This window comes from Sphingobium chlorophenolicum, from assembly GCF_000722875.1.
Taxonomy (GTDB): domain Bacteria; phylum Pseudomonadota; class Alphaproteobacteria; order Sphingomonadales; family Sphingomonadaceae; genus Sphingobium; species Sphingobium chlorophenolicum.
On sequence record NZ_JFHR01000002.1, the window covers coordinates 1 to 18,990 of the forward strand.

Annotated in this window: 21 protein-coding genes; 13 read left to right on the top strand and 8 right to left on the bottom strand. The window is 64.1% G+C overall.

Annotated features, from left to right (window positions below):
* Window positions 1–178: 178 nt before the first annotated feature.
* Window positions 179–1,336, bottom strand: a complete 1,158-nt coding sequence (locus BV95_RS01620; RefSeq protein WP_037446535.1) for a hypothetical protein — start codon at window positions 1,334–1,336, stop codon at window positions 179–181.
* A gap of 158 nt (window positions 1,337–1,494) precedes the next feature.
* Between BV95_RS01620 and BV95_RS01625 the strand changes: the two genes are divergently transcribed.
* Window positions 1,495–2,562 carry a fatty acid desaturase family protein gene (locus BV95_RS01625; RefSeq protein ID WP_037446538.1) on the top strand — a complete coding sequence of 356 codons (1,068 nt, stop codon included), beginning with the start codon at window positions 1,495–1,497 and terminating at the stop codon, window positions 2,560–2,562.
* Window position 2,563: 1 nt separating this feature from the next.
* Here BV95_RS01625 and lptG read toward each other — a convergent pair whose 3' ends face one another.
* Together lptG and lptF are read right to left on the bottom strand one after the other, a co-directional pair.
* Window positions 2,564–3,667, bottom strand: coding sequence for an LPS export ABC transporter permease LptG (gene lptG, locus BV95_RS01630; protein WP_037446540.1), 1,104 nt, complete (start codon window positions 3,665–3,667; stop codon window positions 2,564–2,566).
* 3 nt (window positions 3,668–3,670) lie between these two features.
* Window positions 3,671–4,891 (bottom strand): LPS export ABC transporter permease LptF, encoded by a 1,221-nt coding sequence (lptF, locus tag BV95_RS01635; protein WP_037446544.1) that lies wholly within the window; start codon window positions 4,889–4,891, stop codon window positions 3,671–3,673.
* Between the two features lie 130 nt (window positions 4,892–5,021).
* Between lptF and BV95_RS01640 the strand changes: the two genes are divergently transcribed.
* Together BV95_RS01640 and BV95_RS01645 are read left to right on the top strand one after the other, a co-directional pair.
* Window positions 5,022–5,516: a DUF2141 domain-containing protein gene (locus tag BV95_RS01640; RefSeq protein WP_037446547.1), complete on the top strand. Its 495-nt coding sequence runs from the start codon at window positions 5,022–5,024 to the stop codon at window positions 5,514–5,516.
* Between the two features lie 9 nt (window positions 5,517–5,525).
* Window positions 5,526–6,494 (top strand): diacylglycerol/lipid kinase family protein, encoded by a 969-nt coding sequence (locus tag BV95_RS01645; RefSeq protein WP_037446550.1) that lies wholly within the window; start codon window positions 5,526–5,528, stop codon window positions 6,492–6,494.
* A 110-nt stretch (window positions 6,495–6,604) separates the two neighbouring features.
* Here the strand turns inward: BV95_RS01645 and rnhA are convergent, their stop codons facing one another.
* From rnhA to ispH, 3 genes are read right to left on the bottom strand one after another with little or no spacing between them, the layout of a single operon-like run.
* Window positions 6,605–7,051: a ribonuclease HI gene (gene rnhA / locus BV95_RS01650; RefSeq protein WP_037446554.1), complete on the bottom strand. Its 447-nt coding sequence runs from the start codon at window positions 7,049–7,051 to the stop codon at window positions 6,605–6,607.
* On the bottom strand, window positions 7,048–8,025 hold the full coding sequence (gene thrB / locus BV95_RS01655) for a homoserine kinase (RefSeq protein ID WP_037446557.1): 978 nt from the start codon (window positions 8,023–8,025) through the stop codon (window positions 7,048–7,050). The genes rnhA and thrB overlap by 4 nt, the downstream gene beginning before the upstream one ends.
* A gap of 4 nt (window positions 8,026–8,029) precedes the next feature.
* A complete protein-coding gene (gene ispH, locus BV95_RS01660; protein WP_037446560.1) occupies window positions 8,030–8,977 on the bottom strand; it encodes a 4-hydroxy-3-methylbut-2-enyl diphosphate reductase in 948 nt (315 codons plus the stop codon).
* Window positions 8,978–9,116: 139 nt separating this feature from the next.
* Here ispH and BV95_RS01665 point away from each other — a divergent pair, with 139 nt between their 5' ends.
* The 9 genes from BV95_RS01665 (at window position 9,117) to tatC (ending at window position 16,275) form a co-directional block, all read left to right on the top strand.
* On the top strand, window positions 9,117–9,725 hold the full coding sequence (locus BV95_RS01665) for a hypothetical protein (protein ID WP_037446563.1): 609 nt from the start codon (window positions 9,117–9,119) through the stop codon (window positions 9,723–9,725).
* Window positions 9,726–9,844: 119 nt separating this feature from the next.
* Window positions 9,845–11,572: an arginine--tRNA ligase gene (gene argS, locus BV95_RS01670; protein ID WP_037446566.1), complete on the top strand. Its 1,728-nt coding sequence runs from the start codon at window positions 9,845–9,847 to the stop codon at window positions 11,570–11,572.
* A 19-nt stretch (window positions 11,573–11,591) separates the two neighbouring features.
* On the top strand, window positions 11,592–12,308 hold the full coding sequence (locus tag BV95_RS01675) for an SPOR domain-containing protein (protein ID WP_037446570.1): 717 nt from the start codon (window positions 11,592–11,594) through the stop codon (window positions 12,306–12,308).
* A gap of 83 nt (window positions 12,309–12,391) precedes the next feature.
* Window positions 12,392–13,405 (top strand): beta-N-acetylhexosaminidase, encoded by a 1,014-nt coding sequence (nagZ, locus tag BV95_RS01680; RefSeq protein ID WP_037446573.1) that lies wholly within the window; start codon window positions 12,392–12,394, stop codon window positions 13,403–13,405.
* Window positions 13,406–14,188 carry a segregation and condensation protein A gene (locus tag BV95_RS01685; protein ID WP_037446577.1) on the top strand — a complete coding sequence of 261 codons (783 nt, stop codon included), beginning with the start codon at window positions 13,406–13,408 and terminating at the stop codon, window positions 14,186–14,188.
* Window positions 14,185–14,778 (top strand): SMC-Scp complex subunit ScpB, encoded by a 594-nt coding sequence (scpB, locus tag BV95_RS01690; protein ID WP_037446580.1) that lies wholly within the window; start codon window positions 14,185–14,187, stop codon window positions 14,776–14,778. Before BV95_RS01685 ends, scpB begins: the two co-directional genes overlap by 4 nt.
* A 29-nt stretch (window positions 14,779–14,807) precedes the next feature.
* Window positions 14,808–15,047 carry a twin-arginine translocase TatA/TatE family subunit gene (locus BV95_RS01695; protein ID WP_037446583.1) on the top strand — a complete coding sequence of 80 codons (240 nt, stop codon included), beginning with the start codon at window positions 14,808–14,810 and terminating at the stop codon, window positions 15,045–15,047.
* A 29-nt stretch (window positions 15,048–15,076) separates the two neighbouring features.
* Window positions 15,077–15,493 carry a Sec-independent protein translocase protein TatB gene (tatB, locus tag BV95_RS01700; RefSeq protein ID WP_037446586.1) on the top strand — a complete coding sequence of 139 codons (417 nt, stop codon included), beginning with the start codon at window positions 15,077–15,079 and terminating at the stop codon, window positions 15,491–15,493.
* Entirely contained in the window at window positions 15,490–16,275 is a 786-nt protein-coding gene (gene tatC / locus BV95_RS01705) for a twin-arginine translocase subunit TatC (RefSeq protein WP_037446589.1), read from the top strand. Before tatB ends, tatC begins: the two co-directional genes overlap by 4 nt.
* A gap of 47 nt (window positions 16,276–16,322) precedes the next feature.
* Here the strand turns inward: tatC and BV95_RS01710 are convergent, their stop codons facing one another.
* Window positions 16,323–16,451: an entericidin A/B family lipoprotein gene (locus BV95_RS01710; protein ID WP_025546951.1), complete on the bottom strand. Its 129-nt coding sequence runs from the start codon at window positions 16,449–16,451 to the stop codon at window positions 16,323–16,325.
* A 384-nt stretch (window positions 16,452–16,835) separates the two neighbouring features.
* Window positions 16,836–17,723, bottom strand: a complete 888-nt coding sequence (locus BV95_RS01715; RefSeq protein ID WP_081873245.1) for a cell wall hydrolase — start codon at window positions 17,721–17,723, stop codon at window positions 16,836–16,838.
* 251 nt (window positions 17,724–17,974) lie between these two features.
* On the opposite strand from BV95_RS01715, the gene BV95_RS01720 reads away from it, so the two are divergent.
* Window positions 17,975–18,970 (top strand): cysteine synthase A, encoded by a 996-nt coding sequence (locus BV95_RS01720; RefSeq protein WP_037446592.1) that lies wholly within the window; start codon window positions 17,975–17,977, stop codon window positions 18,968–18,970.
* The last annotated feature ends 20 nt before the right edge of the window (window positions 18,971–18,990 follow it).

Sequence of the window (18,990 nt, forward strand, 5' to 3'; positions counted from 1 at the left end):
GACTCTCTTAATCCCCCCTACGCGAAGCGTGGGGAGGGGGACCGCCGCCGAAGGCGGGGGTGGAGGGGAAATGGCGCGACCTGCGCATCTTCCCCTCCGTCAGCGCTTCGCGCTGCCACCTCCCCATCTATCGATGGGGAGGAATAGGATAGGTTCGCTTTCCACCTAAATCGACCAGCTAGAGCGCCTTCTCATACACTTGATAGACCTTGTTCACCTTGCTCTCGATCGCGTCGGCGATGGCGTTCATGCCCTGATTGTCGTCCAGCACCCAGCCGATCTCGCCTCTGGTCGCGCCATAGTTGGCGATGGCGTTGCGCCGGATATATTCGATCATCATGAAGGCCAACTGGCTCGCCAGGCGCGACGATTGCAGCCGCTGCACCACACCCATCAGCGGCACCCGCATGGTTCGCACCTGGGGCTTGCGCAACCACCACAACAGCTTCGCCCAGCCGAAGGGGAAGAGCGATCCGTTCAGGGGCGCAATCGCCTCATTCAGGTCGGGCAGCGTCATCATGAACGCCACCGGTTCCCCCTCCAGCTCCGCGATCATGATCAGGTCGTTGAACACGATCGGCTTCAACTGCTTGCCGAAATGCGCGACTTCCTCGTCGGTGATCGGCACGAAGCCCCAATTATTGCCCCAGGCATCATTCAATATGCCCAGGATGATCGCCGCCTCGCTGTCGAATTTCGACTTGTCGACCTTGCGGATGCGGATGCGCGCATTCTTCTCGCCCGACTGGACGATGCGCTGGATCAGCGGCGGGAACGGGTGGGTGATGTCCAGCTCATAGGTTTTGAGCTGCTTGACGGGCCTATAGCCCGCGCCCTCGACCATGGCCTGATATTCCGGCCTAGCATGGCCCATCATCACCGTCGGCTTATGGTCGAAGCCCTCGATCAGCAGCCCCGGCTCCTCCCAGATGGACAGCGAAATCGGCCCCAGCACGCGGGTCATGCCCTTGGCGCGCAGCCAGCCCTCCGCCGTCGCGATCAATGCCGCGCCGGTTTCGGCATCCTCCGCCTCGAACAGGCCGAAATTGCCGGTGCCCGGCCCCATGCCCTGTTCTGCGGGCTGGGCCAGCGCCAGATGGTCCAGATGGGCCGACACGCGCCCGACCACCCTGCCGCCCCGGCGCGCCAGGAAATATTGCGCCTCGGCATGGCCGAAAAAGGGGTTCTTGCCGGGCGTGATCAGGCTGACCACCTCATCCTTCAACGGCGGCACCCAATTGGGATCGTTGGCATAAAGCCGCCAGGGCAGGTCCACGAAAGCCTTGCGGTCCGCCTTGGACATGACGGGGGTGATCACCAGTTCGTTATTGGCCACGGCGAGGGGAGCTTTCGCAAGAGCAGGAGAGTTTGATCAGGACGGATCGTCGCTTGTTTCGGGAATGTCAATCGAGACATGAACGGATCGGATCAGGATGACGAAATCGTCATGTTGCTGCCCCAATTGCAGCGCATTTACCCTTTAGGAACCACGGCATGACTGTGCACGATCCCCTTATTGCAGCCGCGTCACGCACCAGGAGCGCGATCCCCGACGACGCGGCGATGTTGCGCGCTGCGGCCGATCTGACCCGTGAATTGTCGACGGCCAGGGCCGCCATCTACTGGCCCGACATGCTGGCGTCGGCCTTTGTTGGCTATGCCGCGCTGGCGGGGGCGATCATGACCGCCAGTTCGTCGCTCATGCTGGCGTCCGGTCTGGTGGCGATGCTGGCGCTCTATCGCGCGGCGAGCTTCATCCATGAACTGACCCATATCCGCAAAGGTGCGTTGCCCGGCTTCCGCTTCGGCTGGAACCTGATCGTCGGCATTCCGCTGATGATCCCCAGTTTCATGTATGAGGAAGTGCATACACAGCATCATGCCCGCAGCCGCTACGGCACGGCGAACGATCCGGAATATCTGCCGCTGGCGCTGATGAAGCCTTGGTCGCTGCCCCTGTTCATCCTGGTGGCGTCGCTGGCCCCCATCGGCCTTATCCTGCGCTTCGGCCTTCTGACGCCGCTCAGCCTGATCGTCCCGCCGCTGCGGCGGAAGGTGGTGGCGGAATTTTCCGCGCTCTCCATCAACCCCGCCTATCGCCGTCGCGCGCCGGAGGGAGAGTTTGCCCGGCAATGGGCCTGGCAGGAAGCGGGCGCGAGCCTCTTCGCGCTGGCGCTGGTCGGCAGCGTCTTCGTCTTCGGCTGGAAGCCGCTGCTTACCTATATGGCGGTGCATTCGGGCATGACCGTCATCAACCAGCTTCGCACGCTGGTCGCGCATCTCTGGGAAAATGAGGGCGATGCGATGACTGTCACCGCCCAATATCTGGACTCGGTCAATGTACCGCCGCCGTCGCCCTTTGCCGAGATCTGGGCGCCGGTTGGCCTGCGCTACCACGCGCTGCATCACCTGTTGCCGAGCGTGCCCTATCACGCGCTGGGCGAAGCGCACCGCCGTCTGGTAGCGACGCTGGCGAGCGATTCGCCCTATCATCAGGGCAACTACCCCGGCATGTGGCCGCTGGTCGGCAAGATCGCTCGCTCCACGATGGTGAAGCGCTGATCTATTCCTCAGTCCGGAACAACACCGTCTCGCCCACCAGCAGGAACAGCAGAAATGGCGCCCAGGCCGCCAGGAACGGCGGATAAGCCCCCAAATTCCCCATGGCGAGGGAGAAATTGTCCGCGACGAAATAGGCGAAGCCCAGCGCCATCCCCATCACGGCGCGCACGAACAACTGCCCTGAACGCGCCAGCCCGAAGGCCGCCACTGACCCCAATATCGGCATCAGCAGCGCCGACAGAGGCCCCGACAGCTTGTGCCACAAGCTTCCCTCCAACTCGGATGTAGGCCGCCCTGCATCGCGCAAATCGCCGATTGCCGCCCGCAACTGGCTGAAGGTCAGCGCATCGGGATCGACCTTCGCCAGGGTGAACTGATCGGGCCGGATATCGCGCCCGAAGCGCACCGTGCCGACCTGCCGCTCCGTTCCCCGCGCCACGTCGAACTGCCGCGCCTCCTCCAGCACCCAGCTCTTGGCGACCGGATCATAATGCCCCTTTGGCGCCTGAACGATGGTGGTCAGCATATTGTTGACGCGGTTGAAAATCTCCACCTTGCGCAGTTGCACCGCCGTGCCGCGCCCGGCGACGATGGCCGCCGTCACCAGATTATTGCCGTCGCGCACCCAGGGGCTGGCCTTCACGCCGGTTTCAGGGGGCAGGGGGCCGTAATCCACCGCCTGCCATGCGGAAAGCCGCGCCGTCGACCGCGCCACGATCCGTTCGTTGAAGGCATAGCTGATCATCGCCACGCCCAGCGCCGCGGCCAGCAGCGGCGCCAAAATCTGATGCGCCGACAGCCCCGCCGCCTTCATCGAGATGATCTCGCTATTCTGGTTCAGGGTGGCCAGCATGATCAACGTGCCGAGCAGCACGGAAAAGGGCAGGAACCGCGCCACGATCTGCGGCGCGCGCAACGCCACATAATGCCATAATTGCGCGTCGCCATTGCCGGCATAGGCAAGGATGTCGCCCGATTCGCCCAGCAGGTCGAGCGTCTGGAGCACAGCGACCAGCATCGCCAGAACCGCGAAGGTCCGGGTCAGGAACAGCCGCGCCATATACCAACTGATCTGGCGCGACGGGAAGAAATTGAACTGATGCATGGGTCAGGCGGCTCCTTCCGCCATGGTTTTCGTACCTGGCCGCCGTCTGAAAAGACCCAACAGTCGGAAGGCCTGGTTGGCGATCTTGGCGAAGGCATATTCCAGCGCGGCGATCGGCTGGCCGCCTGGCCGGTGCGCGATCACATGATACATCCACATGATCAGCCCGGCGAACAGCAGGAACGGCCCCCATAGCGCGATGATCGGGTCGATCCTGCCCAGCGATCCAACGCCCTGCCCATATTCGTTGACCTTGTGATAGGTGACGATGAACACGATCGACAGGAACACGCCCAGCGCCGAGGTGGATCGCTTGGGCGGAATGGCGAAGGCCAGCGCCGCCAGCGGCAGCAGCAGCATCATCGCCACCTCCACCATGCGGAAATGGAAATTGGCGCGTATCTCGTTGCGCAGCTTGTCGGGCGTTCCCGGATCATGGCCGATCATCACCAGTTCGGGGATGGTCTTTTCCCGGTCGACGTCGCGCCCCCGGAATTTCTCTATCTGCGGCAGGTCGATCGGCAGGTCATGGCTGGAAAAGGAGAGGATTCGCGGCGATTTATATTTGGGCGCATCATTGACCAGCACGCCGTCGCGCAGGCGGAAGATGATGGTGTCGGGATCGTCGGTCGCCAGGAATTCGCCCTGCGCCGCCGTCACCGCCACGGTCTGCCCATCCTTGCCCATGGCGCGCACGAAGATGCCCTGAAGGTTGCGCCCTTCGTCCAGGCTGCGCTCGATCCGCAGGGTCATGCGCTTGCCCAGATTGGTGAACTCGCCCACCTTGATCGACGCGCCCAGCGCGCCCGACCGCAGCTCGAAGCGCAGCGCCTCATAGGCATGGCGGGACAGCGGCTGGACGAAGCCGACAATGCCGAAATTGAGCAAGGCCAGCGCAATCGCATACATATAGGGCACGCGCAGCAACCGGCCGTAGGAAAGCCCCACGGCGCGCATCACGTCCAGTTCGGAAGACATGGCAAGCTTTCGAAAAGCCAGCAAAATCCCCAGCATCAACCCGATGGGAATGCCGAGCGACAGATATTCGGGCATCATGTTCGCCAGCATCCGCCACACGACGCTGACCGGCCCGCCCTCCGCCGCGACGAAATCGAACAGGCTCAGCATCTTGTCGAGCACCAGCAGCATGGCCGAGATCACCAGCGTTCCCAACATGGGCAGGGCGATCAGGCGGGCGAGATATCTGTCGGTGGCTGTCAGCATTTCTCTAAGTGGTCGTCCCATCACCATGATTTGGCCGCAAACCCCCCCCATATGCGAGTCAGGTCAATTTGCGGGGCGAACAGGGGCTCGCCGTCCTCTTCAACGGGCGGCTATAGCTTCACGGAGTTGGATGGTCATGTTCAAAGTTGCAATGGGTCTGATGTCGGTGGGGGCCTTGTTCGCCGCCGCTCCGGCAATCGCCCATGGTATGGAGATCGGCAACGACCTGGAACGCTGCTCCGCCACAGCCAAGGGTCCGGCGGTTCTGGTCGACGTGCGCGGCTTTTCCGCCGCGACCGGCACGGTGCGCGTGCAATCCTATCCCGCGACCAAGGCCGCTTGGCTCGCCAAGGGCGAATGGCTCAATCGCATCGACGTGCCGGTGAAGGCCAGCAATGGCGAGATGCGTTTCTGCGTGCCGGTGCCGCAACCGGGCAAATATGGCATCGCCGTGCGCCACGACCGCGACGGCAATGGCAAGACCGACCTTTCCCGCGACGGCGGCGGCTTTTCCAACAATCCGTCGATCAGCATCTTCAACCTGGGCAAGCCGGGGGTCGAAAAGGCGGCCTTCTATGCGGGGCCGGGCGTGACGAAGATCACCATCAACCTCAAATATATGTGATCCCCGGCCATGGTTCGCGTCGCCCTCCTGTCCAATCCCAAATCCACGGGCAACCGGCAGACGCTTCCACGCGTGCGCAGCTATTGCGCCAGCAATCCCGACATCTTCCATTATGAGGTGGAACATGTGGACCAGATCGGCCGAGCGCTCCAGACCATCGCCCGCGTCGATCCCGTCGTCATCGTCATCAACGGCGGCGACGGCACGGTGCAGGCCGCGCTGACCGAACTCTATCAGGGTGAACATTTCCCGGGCCGGGTGCCGCCCATCGCGGTGCTGCCAAACGGCAAGACCAATTTGATCGCACTCGACCTCGGCATCCATGGCGACCCGATCAAGGCGCTGGAAAGGATCGTCCAGATCGCCAAGGCGGGCGTCGACGACCATGTCGTGGCGCGCGAGCTGATCGCCCTGTCGGACGGGCAGGCGGAAAGCCGGCCGGTGCTGGGCATGTTCTTAGGGGGTGCGGGTCTGGCCGATTACATGCTCTATTGCCGCAACCAGATCTATCCGCTGGGCCTGTCCAACGGCCTCAGCCATTTCCTGACGGCGCTAGCGGTGGTGGTGTCGCTGCTGTTCGGCATCCGCGCCCGATTCCTGCCGCAATCGAGCCATCCGGTGCGCATCTCGCTGATCCGCGACGGGCAATTGGCCGGACGTTTCGCTGTCCTGATCGTGACGACGCTGGAAAAGCTGCTGCTGGGCGTGCAACCGGGCGACAGCAGGCGCGGCAATATGAAATTGATGGCCGTCGACCAGAACCTTCCCGCGCTGCTACGCCTCGTCTGGGCGAGCGTCACCAACCGCGTGGGCAAGGCGCAGATGCAGGGCATCCATCTGGAGCAAGGCGACGTGATCCGCATCGAGGGCGAACACAGCAGCGTGATCCTGGACGGCGAACTGTTCGAGGCGTCCGAAGGCAAACCCATCGTCCTGCGCTCGACCGAACCGGTACCGTTCCTTCGCCTGGCGGCCTAAGGAAGATTTTCGGGGGCGTGCCCTGTTCCCCTCCACCAGCCTTCGGCTGGTCCTCCTCCCTATCTGACGATGGGGAGGAATAAGAGCGTCCGCAATCCACCCCAAACAACCTATTTCCGAAAGCTCTCCGCAGCCGCGCAGGCGAGTTGATCGGCCCGCTCATTCTCCGGGTGTCCGGCATGGCCCTTGACCCATTGCCATGTCACCTGATGGCGGGCGACGGCCTTCACCAAAAGCTGCCAGAGTTCGGCATTCTTCACCGGCTTCCTGTCCGCCGTCCTCCAGCCATTCTTCTGCCAGCCGAACACCCATTTGGTGATGCCGTCCATTACATATTTGCTGTCGGTGTAGAGCGTCACCCTGCACGGCCGTTTCAGCGTCTCCAGCGCCTGCACCGCCGCCATCATCTCCATGCGGTTGTTGGTGGTCTGCGCCTCTCCGCCGGAGATTTCCTTCTCCTTCTCGCCGAAGCGCAGCACCGCGCCCCAGCCGCCGGGGCCGGGATTGCCCTTGCACGCGCCGTCGGTGAAGATCTCTACCTGCGGCAGTTCGCTCATGCGCCGAGCAGCATGGCCGGATCGGCGCTGGCGTAGAAATCGAGGCGGCGCAGATAGGCGAGCGGATCCTTGCGCGTCACCAGCGCGTCGGCGGGCGTGTTGATCCAGTCATAGGCCCGCGTCAGCAGGAAGCGCAGCGCTGCGCCCCGGCACAGGATCGGGAAGGCGGCGCGTTCGGCTTCGGACAGGCCGTGGGTCGCAGCATAGCCAGCGCCCAGCGCTGCCGCGCGGTCCCCGAACCAAGTCGCGCCGTCGTTGCTGAATACCCATGCGCTGTGCGTGACGGCCAGGTCATAGGCGCGGATGTCGGTGCAACTGAAATAAAAGTCTATCAGGCCCGTCACCGAATCGCCCAGCATCAACACATTGTCCGGGAACAGGTCGGCATGGATCACCGACCGGGGCAGGTCGGAGGGCCAATGCGCATCGAGGAAAGTCAGTTCCTCCGTCACTCGCGCGCCCAGGCCGGAGGCGATCCGGTCGAAATCCTCGCCGCATTTCGCCGCCAGTTCATGCCAGCCGGGCAGGTCGAGGGCGTTGCGGCGGGTACCGGTGAAACCCTCCGCCGCACGGTGCATCTCGCCCAGCGCCGCGCCAACTGCGCGGGCCTGGCCCACGGTCGGTTCGGTGACGGAGATGCCGGTGAGGAACTCAATCAGGCAGGCGGGGCGTCCGGCGAGTTGCTGGAGCCGCCTGCCGTCCCGATCCGAGATGAAGCGGGGGACGAGGCAGCCGCGCGCACCCAGATGATCGAGCAGGTCCATGAAGAAGGGCAGGTCCGCCTCATCCACCCGCTTTTCATAGAGGGTCAGGATATAGCGATGGCCCTTTCCGTCATGGCCGGTCGTTTCGAGCAGGTAATTGCTGTTCTCCACGCCCTCGGCAATGCCCTTGGCGGACACGAGGCGGCCCGCGTCGTAGCGGGTGAGGAAGGCGTCGATTTCCTCTGCGGGAACCTGGGTATAGACGGCCATGGACCTACGCCGCCTCCAGTCCGCGGGGGAGCTTGAAGGAAATGCTTTCGCGGGCGGTTTCCACCTGTTCCTCCGTCACGTCGAACCGCATCGCCAGCCGGTCGACCACCTCGCGCACCAATATTTCGGGGGCCGAAGCGCCTGCGGTGAGGCCCAGCGTCCGCACGCCTTCCAGCCACGCGAAGTCCATGTCGTCGGCGCGCTGGATCAGGCGGGCAGGCGTGCCCTCGCGCTCCGCCACCTCCACCAGCCGCAGCGAATTGGAGCTGTTGGGCGCGCCGATCACATAGACGGCGTCGCATTGGGAAGCGATTGCCTTGACCGCCGCCTGCCGGTTGGAGGTGGCGTAGCAGATATCCTCGCCCTTGGGCGCGTGGATGGCCGGAAAACGGCGCTGGAGCGTCGCGACGATGGCGGTGGTGTCGTCCACCGACAGCGTCGTCTGCGTCAGGAAGGCGAGGTTGCCGGGATCGGCGGGGGTGAAGGCCTCGGCATCCTCGACCGTCTCGATCAGGGTCATGTTGCCCGCGTCGACCTGGCCGAAGGTGCCGACCACTTCCGGATGACCTTTATGGCCTACGAAGAGGATGTGGCGGCCCGCCTCCACCTGCCGTTCGGCCTGCCGGTGGACCTTGCTGACCAGCGGGCAGGTGGCGTCCAGATAGTCCAGGCCGCGTTCCTCCGCCTTGGCGGGCACCGCCTTGGGCACGCCATGGGCGGAAAAGACGACCGGAACGCCGTCGGGTACCTGATCCAGTTCCTCCACGAAGATCGCGCCCTTCGCCTTCAGGCTGTCGACCACATATTTGTTGTGGACGATTTCATGGCGGACATAGACCGGGGCGCCATATTTCTCGATCGCCCGTTCGACGATGACGATGGCGCGGTCGACACCGGCGCAAAAGCCGCGTGGGGCGGCGATCAGCAGCTTCATGGGCGGTTGAGAGGTCATGGCTTGCCGCTTAGGCTAATGTCGCTTTGGATGAAAGCCGCTTCCTTTCGGTTGCGTGGGAAGCAGGCTATGGATAAGAAGCCCAACGCCTGTTCCCAAGGGATTGCCTGTGACCTTTTCTCGAATTGCGCTGACCGGAATGATCGCCCTGGCCCTGGCGGGCTGCTCGCAGCGGGGCGAAATCGACCCGACCGGCGGCATCGTGGCCGTTCGTTCGGCCTGCCCGACGGCGGCGATTCCGGCGCAGACCGGCGATGTCACCCTGTTCGATCCGGCCGGCAGCACCGACGCCCGCGCCATCGACGTGGTGGCGGACATCACCAATTTGCGCTCGACCTGCTCCGACGGGGAGCAGCTTTACACCGAGGCGACCTTCACCGTGAACGCACGCCGCAGCGACGCGAGCGTGGCGCGGCAGGTGACGCTGCCTTATTATTCGGCGGTGGTGCGCGGCGGCAATGCCGTGGTCGCCAAGCGCGTGGGGCAGGTCGTGCTGGACTTTCCGGCGGGCCAATATCGCGCCAGCGCGACCGCCAAGGCCGGTTCCTACGTCAACAAGGCTGCCGCCACGCTGCCGGGACCGATCCAGGCGATGATCACCCAGAAGCGCAAGGCGGGCGACGCCGACGCGGCGATCGATCCCTTCGCGCAGCCGGACGTCAAGGCGGCGTTGCAGCGAACCAGCTTCGAGTTGCTCGTGGGGTTCAACCTGACCCAGGACCAGCTCCGATATAACGCGACACGCTAAGCTAAGCTCAGTTTATTTCCCGTTCGGGCCGAGCTTGTCGAAGCCCCATACTTCTTGGAAGAAAGGGCGACCCTTCGACAGGCTCTGGGCGAACGGCCCCTGTTGGAAAGTTGACCCTCTTGTCCCTGTATAATCGCTTCACCGCCCATCTCGACGCCGTTCTCGACGCGCTGGAGTCTGACGGCACGCTGCCCGCTGGCCTCAACCGCAAGCCGGTGACGGTCGAGCCGCCGCGCGACCCCAGCCATGGCGACCTGGCCACCAATGCCGCCATGGTGCTGGCCAAGCCCGCGGGCACCAATCCGCGGGCGCTGGCGGAAAAGATCGTCGCGGGCCTGGAGAGGCTGGACGAGGTGGAGGGCGCGTCCATCGCCGGGCCGGGCTTCATCAACCTGAGGCTCACCGACGCCACCTGGCGCGCCGAACTGGCCGCGATCCATGCGGAGGCGGAGGAATATGGCCGCTCCTCGACGGGCGAGGGCGTGACGGTCAACGTCGAATATGTCTCCGCCAACCCAACCGGGCCGATGCATATGGGCCATTGCCGGGGCGCGGTGGTGGGCGACGCGCTGGCGACCCTGCTGGAGCATGTCGGGCACAAGGTGATCCGCGAATATTATATCAACGATGCGGGCGGGCAGGTGGATGTGCTCGCCCGGTCGGCGCATGTGCGTTATCGCGAAGCCCTGGGGGAGGATGTGGGGGGAATCCCCGAAGGCCTCTATCCGGGCGATTATCTGGTGCCGGTGGGACAGGCGCTGGCGGCCGAATATGGCGACAAATATGTCGGCGCAGTGGAGAGCGAATGGCTGGCATCGTTCCGCACCAAAGCGGTAGCCGCGATGATGGACATGATCCGCAGCGATCTGGCGCTGCTGGGCATCCATCACGACATCTTCTCCTCCGAGGCTGAATTGCAGGCGGCGGGGAAGCCCGAAGCGGCCGAGAAGTGGTTGCGCGAACATGATCTGGTCTATGACGGCGTGCTGGAAGCGCCCAAGGGCGAGACGCCGGAAGATTGGGAGCCGGTCGAACTGCCGCTGTTCCGCTCGACGAAGTTCGGGGACGATCAGGACCGGCCGATCAGGAAATCCAACGGAAGCTGGACCTATTTCGGCGCCGACATGGCCTATCATTACCAGAAGGCGCAGAAGGCGGACCAGTTGATCGACATCTGGGGCGCCGACCATGGCGGCACGGTGAAGCGCATCCAGGCCGCCGTCGCCGCGCTGACCGAAGGGAGGGCGCGGTTCGACGTCAAGCTGATCCAGATGGTCCGCCTGCTGCGCGACGGCGAGCCGGTGAAGATGTCCAAGCGCGCAGGCAATTTCGTGACGCTGGCCGACGTCGTGCGCGAAGTGGGCAAGGATGTGGTCCGCTTCACCATGCTGACGCGCAAGGCCGATGCGCAGATGGACTTCGATTTCGCCAAGGTGGTGGAGGCGTCGAAGGACAATCCCGTCTTCTACGTGCAATATGCCCATGCGCGGATTTCCTCGCTCGGACGGCGCGCCGAAGAGGCCGGGATCGACCTGCCTGCGCCTGACCTGTCCCGCCTTGGGACGGAGGAATTGGGGCTGGTGAAGCTGGCCGCGCAGTTCCCCCGCGTGGTGGAGGGGGCGGCTTCCGCCCGTGAGCCGCATCGTATTGCCTTCTATCTCAATGACTTGGCTTCGGCATTCCATAGCTGGTGGAATTTGGGGAACGACAATCCGCAGGCGCGGGTCATCCTGACGGACGATCCGGCCACCACCTCTGCGCGGCTTTTCTTGAGCCGGGGAATCGGGCAAATCATCCGTAACGGGTTGGCGCTGATGGGCGTCGCGGCCCTGACCGAGATGCAATGACCGGCGGAGTTTAGGACTGATGGGCGACTATGCGCGGGGCAGGTTGGACCTGGACGACGAGGATCGTCTGCCCTGGCTCGAACCCGCCATGGAGGATGAGGAGGAACAGGGGCTTTCGCCGCTGCGGCTGCTGGGCTTCATACTCTTCGGGCTGGTGCTGATCGGTCTGGTCGTCGCGGGCGTCTGGCTGATCCAGAACCGTTCGGGCGGCGCCGGGGGCGAGGGCAAGCTGATCGCCGCGCCCGTGGGCGACTATAAGATTCCGGCCAGAGAGGCGGACGCCAAGAAATTCGATGGCGAGGGTGACGCCAGCTATGCCGCGAGTGAAGGCGTAGCGCGGGACGGGCGGATTGACCCGACTCGCGTGCCGGAAGCGCCGATCACGCCGACCGGCGGCGCCGGGTCGGCGAAGCCCGCCGTACAGGGCAAGCCTTCGCAGAGCGTGACGGCTCGCGTTGCGGATGAAACCAACGCCAGGCCTGTGGCGGCGACGGCACGGTCTGCCGGGGGCGGGATGATCCAGCTTGGCGCCTATGGCAACCAGGCTTTCGCCAAGGACGCGTGGAAGCGGCTGTCCAAGCGCTTCACCTATTTGGAGCCGCTGCCCATGTCGATCGAGAAGGCGGAGGTCGGCGGCAGCACCGTCTACCGCCTGCGCGCGGCGGCGGGCGGGCAGGCGAATATGCTTTGCGGCAAGCTGAAGGTGGCGGGCGAAAGCTGCATGGTGGTGAATTAGGGCGTTGATCCGACTCCCTCTCCATGAGGGAGAGGGAATAAGCCCTTCGACAGAGCGATTTTCAGCCGCTACCATCGCTTCGCATGAAACCCGTTATCTTCGGCCTTTCCGGCGAGACATTGACCACGGAGGAGCGCGCCTTCTTCGCGCAGGCCCGGCCGGCCGGTTATATCCTCTTCCGGCGCAATATCGCCGACAGGGCGCAGCTTCGGGCGCTTACCGACGAACTGCGGGCGCTGCATGGGCGCGATGACCTGCTGATCATGATCGATCAGGAAGGCGGCCGGGTGGCGCGGATGCAGCCGCCGGTCTGGCCGAACTTTCCGCCCGGCGCGGTGTTTGACCGGCTCTATGAGGTCGCGCCTTCCAGCGCCATCGCCGCCGCCCGCGCCAATGCGCGCGCCATCGCGACGACGCTGGCGGAGGTGGGGATCAGCGTCGATGCCCTGCCCCTGCTGGACGTGCGGCAGGAAGGGGCGAGCGACATCATGGGCGACCGCACGCTAGGGGCCGAGCCGATGCGGGTCGCGGCCCTGGGCCGGGCGGTGATCGAGGGACTGGCCGACGGCGGCGTGGTCGGCATCGTCAAGCATATGCCCGGCCATGGCCGGGCGATGGTCGACAGCCATCATGAACTGCCCATCGTGACCGCCGATGAGGATGCGCTGGCGGTCGATCTGGCGCCGTTCCAGGCGCTCAAGGACGCGCCCATGGGGATGACGGCCCATGTTGTCTACACCGCCTGGGATCCGGATTTGCCCGCCAGCCTGTCTCCTTCGGTGATCGAGACGATCATTCGCGGGCGTATCGGCTTCGATGGACTGTTGATGTCCGACGATCTGGACATGAAGGCGTTGAAGGGCAGCATTCCCGAACTGGCGGCGGCAACGGTCGCGGCGGGATGCGATCTGGCGCTCAATTGCTGGGGGCGGATGGACGATATGGTGGGGATTGCGGAGCTGCTGCCGGAGATGACGCCCAAGGCCAGGGAGCGGCTGGATCGGGCGATGGGGCCCGCGCACCTGCTGGCGGATGGTCCGCCGCTCGAAGAATTGCTCGCCACCCGCGATGCGTTGCTGGCGCCGGTCATGGCCTGAGTGGACGATTTCTTCACCCCTCCCGCCGTTCCCCGGCCTGAAACGCTGACGGTCAGCTTCGAAAGCTGGGAAGGGCCGCTCGACCTGTTGCTGGCGCTGGCGCGGTCGCAGAAGGTCGATCTGCGCGAAATCTCCATCCTTGCGCTGGTCGAGCAATATCTCGCCTATATCGAGGGTGCGCGGAAGCTGAAGCTGGAACTGGCCGCCGATTATCTGGTCATGGCGGCGTGGCTGGCCTATCTCAAGTCCGCGCTGCTGCTCCCCAGGGAGGCTCAGCCCGAACCCAGCCCGGAGGAACTGGCGCTGCGCCTGCAATTGCGGCTGCAACGCTTGCAGGCGATGCGGGAGGCAGGCGCGCGGCTGATGGCGCGGGACAGGGTCGGCCGCGACGTGTTCGTGCGGGAAAAGCCGGAGGGGCTGCGCCTCGTCCGCAAGGCGAAATGGGCGGCCAGCCTGTTCGATTTGATCCAGTCCTATGGCCAGATCCGCGCCCGCACCCAGCCGGTGGTGCATATGGTCGCGGTGCGGCCGGTGATGACGCTGGACGAGGCGATCCAGCGGGTCGGCACGCTGGTCGGCGCGGCGATCGACTGGACCGCGCTTGAAGCCTTCCTGCCGACCGGGCAGGATGGGCCGATGGCACGATCGGCGCTCGCCAGCAGCTTCGTCGCCGCGCTGGAACTGGCGCGGCAGGGGCGGTTGGAAATCCAGCAGGAAGGGATTTTCGAACCCATCTACCTGCGCGCCGCCGTGCCGGAACCGACTGCGGGGCGCCTATTGTGATAGAAGAACAGGATGATTTCCTCCGGGCGGTCGAAGCCGTGCTGTTCGTGTCGGAACAGCCGCTGACCCTCGGTGAACTCAAGCTGCATGTGGGGGAGGCGGGCGATTTGGCCGCCGCGCTGGCGACGCTGAGCGATCATTATGCGGGGCGCGGCATCAATCTGGTCGAGCGGGGCGGGCGCTGGCATTTCCAGACGGCCGCCGACCTTGCCCATATCCTGCGCCGCGAGAAGGACGAGACGCGCAAACTGTCCCGTGCCGCCATGGAGACGCTGGCCATTATCGCCTATCATGAGCCGGTGAGCCGCGCCGAGATTGAGGCCATTCGCGGCGTCCAGGTGGCGAAGGGCACGCTGGACGTGCTGATGGAGGCGGGCTGGGTGCGGCCTGCCGGGCGGCGGGAAGTGCCCGGACGGCCGCTGATCTACGCCACGACGCATGAATTCCTGTCGCATTTCGGCCTCGGCAGCCGCCGGGATCTGCCGGGCATCGACGACCTGCGGGCGGCTGGTCTGCTCGATCCGGTGGATTTGGCGCTTGAGGGTCTGGGCGCCCAATCCGTTGTGGAAAATGACGAGGAAGACGCCTAGATAAGGCTGAGTTTCAGGAGAAAGTTAAAATGGGTTCCTTTTCGCTGATGCACTGGGTCATCGTTCTCCTGGTAGTCATGCTGCTCTTCGGCGGCGGCCGGATTTCCGGGCTGATGGGTGATGTGGCCAAGGGCATCAAGAGCTTCAAGAAGGGCATGGCGGACGATGAGGACGATGTCGTCCCGGCCAAGCCCGCCACGCGCATCGAGGGCCATCGCGTGCCTGAACAGGATGCGCCGACCGCGACGGAAGAAAAGACCAAGGCCTGATTTTCCTCCGGCCGGGGCGGTAGGCGCGCATGTTTGGTATCGATTCGTCTGAACTTCTGGTGATCGTGATCATTGCGGTGATCGTCATCGGTCCCAAGGACTTGCCCCGCGCCCTCTACAAGGTGGGGCAGATTGTCGGGAAGGCGCAGGGCATGGCGCGCCATTTCCGCACCGGCATCGACGCCATGGTGCGCGAAGTCGAGCTGGAGGAACTGGAGAAGAAATGGGCCGCGCAGAACAAGCGGATCATGGAAGAGCATCCGCCGGAAACGGCCGGGGCGCATGAGGCGCTGCCTGCGCCCGGCGCTGAAATGGCGGGCGGCGATGTGCCGCCCCATGTCGCGGAATCCGCGCCCGTTGCTGGCGAATCCTCCATTCAGGCTGCGGCCGACGGCCCGCCCTATGTCGCGCAGGAACCGATGCGGAAGGGTGACGCGACGGCATGAAGGATATTGACGACAGCAAGGCGCCGCTGCTCGACCATCTGATCGAACTGCGCGGACGGTTGCTCAAATGCGTCTATGCGTTGTTCATCACTGGCGCGATCTGCTTCTATTTTTCGGAGCAGTTGTTCGCCATCCTCGTTCATCCGCTGAAGGAAGCCTTTGGCGACGGTGGCGGGCGGCTGGTCTACACCAAGCTTTATGAAGCCTTTTTCGTGCAGGTGAAGATCGCGGTTTTCGGCGCTTTCTGCCTGTCCTTCCCCATCATCGCCAACCAGCTATGGGCCTTCGTCGCGCCGGGGCTTTATGCGAAGGAGAAGAGGGCGCTGCTGCCCTTCATCATCGCCACGCCCTTCCTCTTCGCCATGGGGGCGAGCCTTGCTTATTTCGTGGTGATGCCGACCGCCTTCCATTTCTTCCTGGAGTTTCAGGGGAACAGCAGCGGTTTGCAGGTGGAGGCCTTGCCCAGCGCGGACGCCTATCTGGGACTGGTGATGCAGTTCATCCTGGCGTTCGGCATCAGTTTCCTGATGCCGGTGCTGCTGATGCTGCTCAACCGTGCCGGGTTCGTCAGCCGGGCGCAGTTGATCGCCCTGCGCCGCTATATGATCGTGGCCGCCTTCATCCTGGCGGCGGTGCTGACGCCGCCCGATGTCGTGTCGCAACTGATGCTCGCGATTCCCTTGCTCGCCCTCTATGAGATCACGATAGTCGCCATCTGGTTTACCGACCGGAAGCAGGCGAAGGACGTAGCGGCGACGGAAGCGGCCGACGCCGCGAGTTGAATGGGAAAGGCTCGCCAATGCGGCGAGCCTTCTTTCCCTCAGGCGGATCAATTGGCGGCGTTCTCGACCGCCTGGCCTGCGCTCTGCACGTCCTTGCCTGCGCCCTCGACCGTATTGCAGGCGGCGACCATCAGCGATCCGGTCAGCAACAGGGCGGCTAGAATCTTCCTGGTCATCATCGTCTCCTCTTTGTGCCGCGCATCCCATGCAGGATGCGCCAACCGGGGCGTTTGCCCGGTGACGGAGAGACAAGCCGTCGGCGGTAAAAGCGTTCCGAAAGCGGAAATATCCGCGATTTCCGTGAGATAAGCCCCCAAATATTCTGAGCCCGGAACGCGTCGGGGGGGGAGATGCGTTCCGGGCTCATGTTTTTTTGGATAGCAAGAGCGGGGGGCAAAAGATTTGCTATCCAGACAACAGAACTATCGGACGGACCATAAGGTTCCGCCCCAGTCGAAAAATCGTACGTTTTTAAAATTGTTGTTTTTCAATATGTTAGAAACTTTATGCGGTGTTCAGCATAAAATATTCCCGGCTTCCTTCCGAAAAGCCGGCGCCGGTCAGATCAGCGGGCGGCCGCTGTTGCGATATTCCGGTCTGATGGCCGATTGGGGAAGGAAAGGCTCAGCACCGGGCAGGGGCGCGGCCGCCGCCGGGATATCCGGGGCAAATGAAGGAAGGGGAAGGGATAACCCCAGGGCCGGGCCGAATTGCGCGGATGTCGTCAGACGGGCCGGTCCCGACTGCGTTTCCCGCCCCATATAGGCAGCGCGGAACGCGGCGGGGGTGCCGTCGACCCCGGGCGGACGGTAGAAGATATGCGCGCCGATCACGGCAACCGGCCGCATCGCCGCCGCCCAATCGGGACGAACCGCCAGCGTGTGATAATAGGTGGCGAGGCCGACCGGCTTGTAGACCAGGCCGGAAAGCGCCTGAACGGCGATGCGGCGCGCCCGCGCCCATCCTTCCGCGCTGGCCATGCGCGCCATCGAACCGTCGCAACTGAAGGTGAACTGGCAGCGATAATCGGTGCGCTCCGACCCCTGATAGACGACGCCGCACACGCTTTTGGGCCAGAGCGGGTGGCGCACCCGGTTCAGCACCACTTGTGCCACGGCGCGCTGGCCGTCCTCCGGCTCGCTTCCGGCCTCATAATAGATGGCGGAGGTCAGGCAATTGAGCGCCCGATAGCTGTCAAGCGCTGTCAGGCCGCGAAATGCCATAGCGGGGGCCGTCTGAGCCGCGTCCAGGGCCATGACATGCTGGCTGTCTCGTCCGACCGTGCCGGGTACGGGGTCGAAAGCGCCCTGCGCGAAGAAAAAGGCCGATCCGGGAAAATTTTCGCCCGGCCTTTCCGCCGGATCATCCTCGGCTTCCGACATGGCCAGCAGGTCGAGCGGCGCGGCCGTGATCAGGCGCGGCGCGGCAAGCGCAAGCAGAGCCAGCATGAAGGCTACGCCATGCCTTGCCCCCTTCGCCCTCGCTGTGCCGCCGCCCGACAAATATGTTTCCCAGAAAATCCGTGCCTTGGCTTCGCTATAGGGGAAAAGCCTTACCAATTCCCCTGCGGATTTCGGCCTGTCCCGGTCTGGGACGAAGGGCGAAGGAAAGGTTAAGCAAGGGAAAGACAATTCGGACTTTCGTCCCGCCATCAATCCCTTGCTTGGCAAGCGCGTGTCAGGTCCGCTATGCGGTGGCCATGCTGGTTCAGAAAGATAGCCTCGCCCTGATTGGCAACACGCCGTTGGTGCGTCTTGCCGGTCCGTCCGAAGAGACGGGTTGCGACATTTACGCCAAGTGCGAATTCGCTAATCCCGGCGCTTCGGTAAAGGACCGGGCGGCGCTGTTCATCGTCAACGATGCCGAGGAAAAGGGGCTGTTGAAGCCCGGTGGCACCATTGTCGAGGGGACGGCGGGCAATACCGGCATCGGCCTGGCGCTGGTGGCCAATGCCAAGGGGTATAAGTCGATCATCGTCATGCCGGAGACGCAGAGCCGGGAGAAGATGGACACGCTCCGCGCCCTGGGCGCGGAGCTGGTGACGGTGCCGGCGGCGGCTTATTCGAATCCTGGGCATTTCGTGCACACCTCCCGCCGTCTGGCCGAGGAGACGGAGGGCGCGATCTGGGCCAACCAGTTCGACAATATCGCCAACCGCAAGGCGCATATCATCGGCACGGCGGAAGAAATCTGGACCCAGATGGACGGGCAGATCGACGGTTTTACCTGCGCGGCGGGGACTGGCGGGACGATTGCGGGCGTCGGTCTGGGGCTGAAGGCGCATGATGAGAATATCACCATCGCGCTCAGCGATCCGCATGGGGCGGCGCTCTATAATTATTATGCCCATGGCGAGTTGAAGGCGGAAGGGTCTTCGGTGGCCGAGGGCATCGGGCAGGGGCGCGTCACCGCCAATCTGGAAGGCGCGCCGATCGATACGCAATTCCGCATTTCCGATGAGGAAGGGCTGCTGTGGGTGCGGCGTCTGCTGGCGGAGGAAGGGCTGTGCCTGGGCCTATCGTCGGGCATCAATGTAGCGGGCGCGGTGGCGCTGGCGAAGCAGCTTGGGCCGGGCAAGCGGATCGCCACCATTTTGTGCGATACCGGATTCCGTTATCTTTCAACGCTCTATAATCGTGAGTGGCTGGAATCGAAGGGGTTGACTGTCTTCCCCTGGCTCGCGCACACTCGTTGACTGCCGATACGGGTCTCGGC